The 6158-nt window shown below is 37.3% G+C and carries 6 protein-coding genes; 2 read left to right on the forward strand and 4 right to left on the reverse strand.

Going from position 1 to position 6158, the window contains the following annotated elements; translation table 11 throughout:
* Positions 1–488 (reverse strand): CPBP family glutamic-type intramembrane protease (locus AC3AX0_RS05575; RefSeq protein ID WP_487549319.1); only part of this gene is annotated, 488 nt, incomplete at its 3' end.
* A 151-nt stretch (positions 489–639) separates the two neighbouring features.
* On the opposite strand from AC3AX0_RS05575, the gene AC3AX0_RS05580 reads away from it, so the two are divergent.
* On the forward strand, positions 640–939 hold the full coding sequence (locus AC3AX0_RS05580) for a hypothetical protein (protein WP_487549320.1): 300 nt from the start codon (positions 640–642) through the stop codon (positions 937–939).
* Positions 940–1017: 78 nt separating this feature from the next.
* On the opposite strand, the gene AC3AX0_RS05585 is transcribed toward AC3AX0_RS05580, so the two are convergent.
* Positions 1018–2184, reverse strand: a complete 1167-nt coding sequence (locus AC3AX0_RS05585; protein ID WP_487549321.1) for an amidohydrolase — start codon at positions 2182–2184, stop codon at positions 1018–1020.
* A 161-nt stretch (positions 2185–2345) separates the two neighbouring features.
* On the opposite strand from AC3AX0_RS05585, the gene AC3AX0_RS05590 reads away from it, so the two are divergent.
* Positions 2346–3404 carry a DUF2157 domain-containing protein gene (locus AC3AX0_RS05590; protein WP_487549322.1) on the forward strand — a complete coding sequence of 353 codons (1059 nt, stop codon included), beginning with the start codon at positions 2346–2348 and terminating at the stop codon, positions 3402–3404.
* Positions 3405–3496: 92 nt separating this feature from the next.
* Here the strand turns inward: AC3AX0_RS05590 and AC3AX0_RS05595 are convergent, their stop codons facing one another.
* Both AC3AX0_RS05595 and AC3AX0_RS05600 read right to left on the reverse strand, forming a co-directional pair.
* The gene (locus AC3AX0_RS05595) at positions 3497–4402 is read right to left on the reverse strand and encodes a phosphate acyltransferase (protein ID WP_487549323.1); all 906 of its coding nucleotides are present in this window, start codon (positions 4400–4402) and stop codon (positions 3497–3499) included.
* A gap of 51 nt (positions 4403–4453) precedes the next feature.
* Positions 4454–5965, reverse strand: coding sequence for a PTS system mannose/fructose/sorbose family transporter subunit IID (locus AC3AX0_RS05600; RefSeq protein ID WP_487549324.1), 1512 nt, complete (start codon positions 5963–5965; stop codon positions 4454–4456).
* Between the last annotated feature and the right edge of the window lie 193 nt (positions 5966–6158).

A 6158-nucleotide genomic window follows, 5' to 3' on the forward strand; every position in this document is an offset into this window, starting at 1 on the left:
ATTAGTGATGTAAAGACCATTGCCCTTAGAGGCTTCATATGCTCTAAAAATGATGAAAGAAAAAGCCCCCTGAACAGAAGCTCCTCAACTACTGCAGGAATAGCTGCAATAACCACAAGTTGATAGGTCAGAGTTAAGTTTGAAAACAAATAGTCAAAAGCCTCCAGTAATTTCGCCTCCTCAGGCAGAAGTTTAACTGCAAACACTGAATATATACCGCTTATTATCAATACTGCCACCCACAATCCAAAACCTATGTATATGTACTTGGATGCAGAAGGCTTCCTTAGCAAATAAACTTCCCTTATGTCCTTCTTATCCAAAACAGATACAAGAATACCAGGTAAAAAAAGTGTGAAAAAATGAGTAAGAGGTATTCCATTTATGTCAAAGGCTTTGAAAAAAGCTATACTTGTGAAATAAAAACTTACTACTATGACTGTGTATAAAATTAAGGATTGTTTAATGTCAAAAACGCTTTTTCTCATTTCGGTACCCTCTTTTCTTGTTACTACTAATATTAACACAAGTTTTATCCATAATCTATGAAATAAACACAATATGTGGGAACTTTAAACATTCTTTCCCGTCAAAACTACAATAAAGATTTATTAACAAAAAAACTCCAGGATGGATTATATGTCAATTTTTATAATAGTATTTATTCTATTAGCCACTATTTTCATCAACTTCTACCCCGAAAAAATAAACAACGACAATGTCATGAACGGAAGGGTGTCAGAAGTCTATTCAAACGGCTTTCTAATAGAATCTGAAACCAGCAAGTCATGCCTGGCCTACCTTATGAATGAAACTGTATTTAATGGTTCAAGGGACAATCTAATAAACATCGGTGACACAATTGTTATAGAACACACAGGCCAGATACTCGAAACGAACCTCCTCCATATCTACTGTAAAAGAATCTGGAAAAACTAAACTCTGTGAAAACTTATATATAAAAAACTTGAAGCCTGAAGCTTCAAGTTTTTTATATTAATTCCTGAATTTTATTACTTAATCAAGATTATTGTACACGAGCTTTCCATCGATAATTGTAGCCTTCACCTCATGATCTATGCTCTTCAAGGGATTTCCCTTAAATATGGCAATATCTGCATCCTTGCCCTTTTCTATGGATCCAACCTTGTCTGATATTCCTGCTATTTCAGCAGCATTAATAGTGATTGCCTTCCATCCTTCATCTTCTGGAAGACCTGCCTTTACAGCAAGACCTGCACACATGCTAAGGAACTGAAGTGGAATAACTGGTGAATCTGTCATTAATGCAATCTTAATTCCTGCTTCATGTAGCACTTTTGGAGTGTCAAAAGTCATATTCTTAAGTTCAAATTTTGTTCTGCTTCCAAAAGAAGGTCCAACGATTGCAGTCTTTCCATCAATTGCAAGCTCATCAGCAATGAGATGCCCCTCAGTACAATGGTCAAGAGTAATATCAAGGTCGAATTCCTTAGCTATCCTTAGAGCAGTAAATATATCATCGGCCCTGTGTACATGGGCTTTTAAAGGTATCTCTTTATTTATAACAGGCAACATCGCCTCCAACTTAAGGTCAAATTCAGGCTTCTCGTCAGGTTCAGTAATACCTCTTTCCTTGTCTTCCGCATACTTTTGAGCTTCGAAAAGTATCTCTCTCAAAATTGCAGCAATAGCCATTCTTGTTGTAGGTGACTTATGCTGATCGTCATAGACCCTCTTTGGGTTTTCACCAAAGGCAATCTTCATTGCAACAGGATCCTTTACTATCATATTGTCTATTCTTTTTCCCCAGGTCTTCAATGCAACGAAGGTTCCACCTATTACATTGGCACTTCCAGGTCCTGTAACAGCAGTTGTCACTCCGCCTTCCCTTGCTTCCTGAAAAGAAATATCCATTGGATTTATAGAGTCTATTGCTCTCAGCTGAGGAGTTACAGGTTCAACAGCTTCATTTCCATCAGCTCCTTCAAATCCTATTCCTTCCTCCCACATTCCAAGATGACAGTGTGCATCCACAAGTCCAGGTGTTACTATAAGACCTTTTGCATCTATTATCTGTGCATCAGCAGGCGCTTCTATTACTTTACCCACAGCCTTGATGATGCCCTCTTCTATAAGTATTTGGCCATTTTCAATATCTTCTCCGACCATTGTTTTTATGTATCCATTCTTTATATATATCATTTTTCCTCCAGATTAGTTAACTATTATTTGATTATATCAGATTTGATACTCTATTAATGTATTATTTTTGTAAATATTTTTGCATTTAATTATTACGCTAATATTGAATTATGATATGGTATAATATAAGTAAGAAAAGAAATCATCTGGGAGGAAGTTTTATGAAAAAGAAAATCAGCAAATTCAAACTAGACTTTCTAGAAAAAGAGCTTGAATATCAAAAAGAAATGCATGTTATCAACGATGAAACAAAAAACCAGATTCTAGGCCACTATGAACTACCTGACGATATAAACTTCATTAAGGTTGTCATAACAGTTGGAGCAACACTTGTGGGATTGAGCGCCTTGAGTTTTGTTACGGCACAGTGGGAATTCATGACAAATCCAATTAAGCTTTCTATTCTCTTTGTGCTCTTCATCGCATCTCTAATTCTTTATCTCTATCTCAAAAAGCACAATCCAAAAACTTCCTATTCGTTTCTCTACATAAATGGCTTTCTCATAGGAGGCATGCTGTCCCTGGCCTACAATCTCATGGACATTCCTTTTCACAACAGTGTAGTGCTCTTTACATGGTCTCTTTCACTGATTTTGCTGTCCATAATTTTCAAGGACAAGCTTATGTTCATTTTCGCCCAAGTTGTAGCCATATTCTTCGCAGTTTCGGGACTGGACCATGTATATCTACTGTTGCCTACTATACTGCTTCTAGTGTTTTATTTTACAAATATCTACCACAAATATCCTCTCACTAACAGTGTAATAAATGTAGGAGTAATCTGCGCCTGTGTTCTTCAATATTTTGTATATCTCAATACCAATTCAGTTCTCATAATAGTTTCATACATGCTTATTGGTTTTTATCTTTTCTACAGGAGATTCAAACATCACAATATGTGGTCTGAATATATAGGATTCTTACTGGCTTCCACAATGGCCATCATAATGACCAGCAGAGAAGCATGGGAAAATCTCCTGGGATTAGCAGATGGAAACACTTATGCAATTGTATGGGGAACGGTCCTTGCCATTTATTTTCTGGTAATGATTAAGCATAAGTCAATGACATCACTGTTCTTCCTTTGTGTGCTTATATTCAGATTCTACTTCGACATGTTCTACGGATTGATGCCAAGATCAATATTTTTCTTCATAGGTGGAGTAATCATACTGATAATGGGTCTGTATTTTGAAAGAAAGAGATTGCTGGAAGATTAAAGAAGAAGTATGCAATAAAAAGGAAAGTATTATAAATATAATAGAATCCGGAATCTCAAGCATATCAATCATGCTGAAGATTCCGGATTTATTTATTTTACTGAAGCAATGAGACTTCCAAAAAGTATTGAATAATACTTTGAATCGAAGGTATCTGCTCTTGAAACAAGAACTATTGGAGCCTTTGCACCCATAACAACTCCCGCTCCTATTCCATTTCCGAAATATGTTATGGCTTTTCCTATACCGTTACCCATCTCTATGTTCGGCATAAGGAGTACATCTGCATCTCCGGCAACAGGACTTTCATATTTTTTAATTTTAGCCGCATCCTTTGATATCGCAAGATCAAGGGCCATTGGTCCTTCAACAATTACATTTTCAGCAAACTTTCCGTCTTGGTACATTTCCTTTAATAATCCTGCATCTACAGTTGCAGGCATCTTTGGATTAACCTTCTCCTTTGCAGCAAGGCATGCAACCTTCACAGTCTCATATTTAAGACCTTTGGCAGCTTCAACTGCATTATTTATAAGCTGAACCTTTGTATCCAGATCAGGATATGTAACCATACCTCCGTCTGTCAGCATCAAAAGCTTGTGGTATGCTTCGATTTCATAAAGCATGACATGACTTAGCTGATTTCCAGTTCTAAGTCCCCATTCCTTGTTCAGTACAGCCTTTAAAAGTACTGCAGTGTCCAAGAGACCTTTTAGAAGGAAATCTCCCTTTCCTTCATTTACCATTCTTACAGCCTTTTCAGCCGATTCTTCAAAACTGGATGCTTCTATAATTTCACAATCTCCAAAGTCAAGGTTGTTTTTTTCAACATATTCACTTATCTTGGCCTTATCTCCTACTAAAACAGGAACTATGAGTCCGTCTTGATAAGCCTTTTCCACGGCTATAAGAACATTCTCTTCCTCCGCCGCTGCAACAACAAGTTTCATTTTGTTACTCTTGTCTACCAATTGTTTTAAATCTTCAAGTTTTTTCATGTATTCCTCCACTTTGTTATATTTTTCATTCCCTAAATCAATGTGCTGCTATTATCTAATAATCAGAAAGATAATATTTAAAATATATATGGACAGAACCAGAAGTTTAAGTTCTATTCCTTTTCTTAAAATATAGTTAAATATGATAAAAAGTAAAAGAAGCGCTGCCGAACCGCCTGTAAGAGCACCAATGCCCGTAGCAGACAATATGGTGTAGATTGACTCACCTGCAACAAGACCTAGTAAAACAACAAATATCTTGTGTGAATACTTGAATATTTTGATCTCATTTGGAAGGTTTACCCTTCTCAGCACACCTTCTTCTCCATAGTAAAATCCATCAAAAAACCCCTTCAATGACAAGAACATTACCGTTCCTATCATTACAAGAGTTGAAAAAACAAACATTGATATCTCGTCGGTCACCACGCCGTAAATCATTCCAAGTATTGTTATTGGCGCGATTACTGTCTGGGTTGTAAAATCTCCCATTCCTGCAACTGCTCCCATAAGACCCTTCTTGTGATCCGATATCATGGGTCCGGATATCTGCCTGTCATCAATCATCCTGTCTTCCATCTGTATTATATATCCATGGATGGACGAACCTACATTGGGCTCTGTGTTGAAAAATTCAAGATGCCTCTTTATTGCATCATCCTTCCTGTCTTTCTTTCCCTTGTAAAGCTTTTTGAGGACTGGAATCATGCTGTGTGAAAAGGCTACACCCTGCATCATCTCGAAACTGTAACATGAATGTGTGAAGTTCATCCACACCATCCAGGACCTGATTATTTCTTTTTTGCCTATTCTTGGTGAAATATACTTTTCCATGTCCATGGTTTTCCTCTTCTGTGCAGACAAAAGCATAATTACAATAAGGACCAGATAGGGATCGAAATGAAAATACACGGCTACCAGATAAGCAACTGAAAACATTATTATATTGTATTTATACTTGAACCACAAAATCGCCGATGATGAAGAAAGTATGATGAGCATTATGCCCGTAGTATTCAATACAATCTCCATTTCGGGGAATCTTCCCAAAACCATTGAACCAAACCTGTACAGGAACCATGAAGTAGCCGATACCAAAACAATGCTTATTGCCAATAGAAGAAGTTGTGGCAAATAGATATTGTTTATACTGATTGCCTTTTCAGGATCCTTGTCTATTGTTCTTTTCAGGTTCTTTATGAATATTGAATTTATAGACAACCTGTACCTCCACAACACCAGTCCTATCATGCTTATTGGAAAGGACAAGGATATAGCAGCTGCAGGCATTATGTCAAACTTTATTGCCGCCATGGCCGAAAGTATTCCTGCCATGCAGGGATCTCCCTTCAATGAACCTCCAGTAGAGGAGAAATCAATGAATAGAAGGTTGGTCAAGGCTCCCGCCATGAGTCCTGCTGCAGGATTTCCAAGTGCAAAACCTGTAATCAGTCCTGAAAATACGGACCTGTAAAGAGTATAATATCCCACGCCAAAGGTGAAAGATGTTGAACTTCCTATGAAATATATGATGCCAAGTATAATGTAGTTGAACAAAGTCATAGCTCACCTTCCTACCTATATTTTCAAGATGTTTCTCGGTTTGTCGTCGGGAATAATCTGAATGTCAACTTCTGCAGTATCAGCCAGCTTAATAAGAGAAGCCATTTCCTCTGTGGATACATGAATATTCCTGTACAGGTTTTTCCGGTTGTCTCCGGACCCCATGCCTCCAAGAACTATCCTTTTTATTTCA

It is taken from the genome of Dethiosulfatibacter sp. (assembly GCF_983023055.1).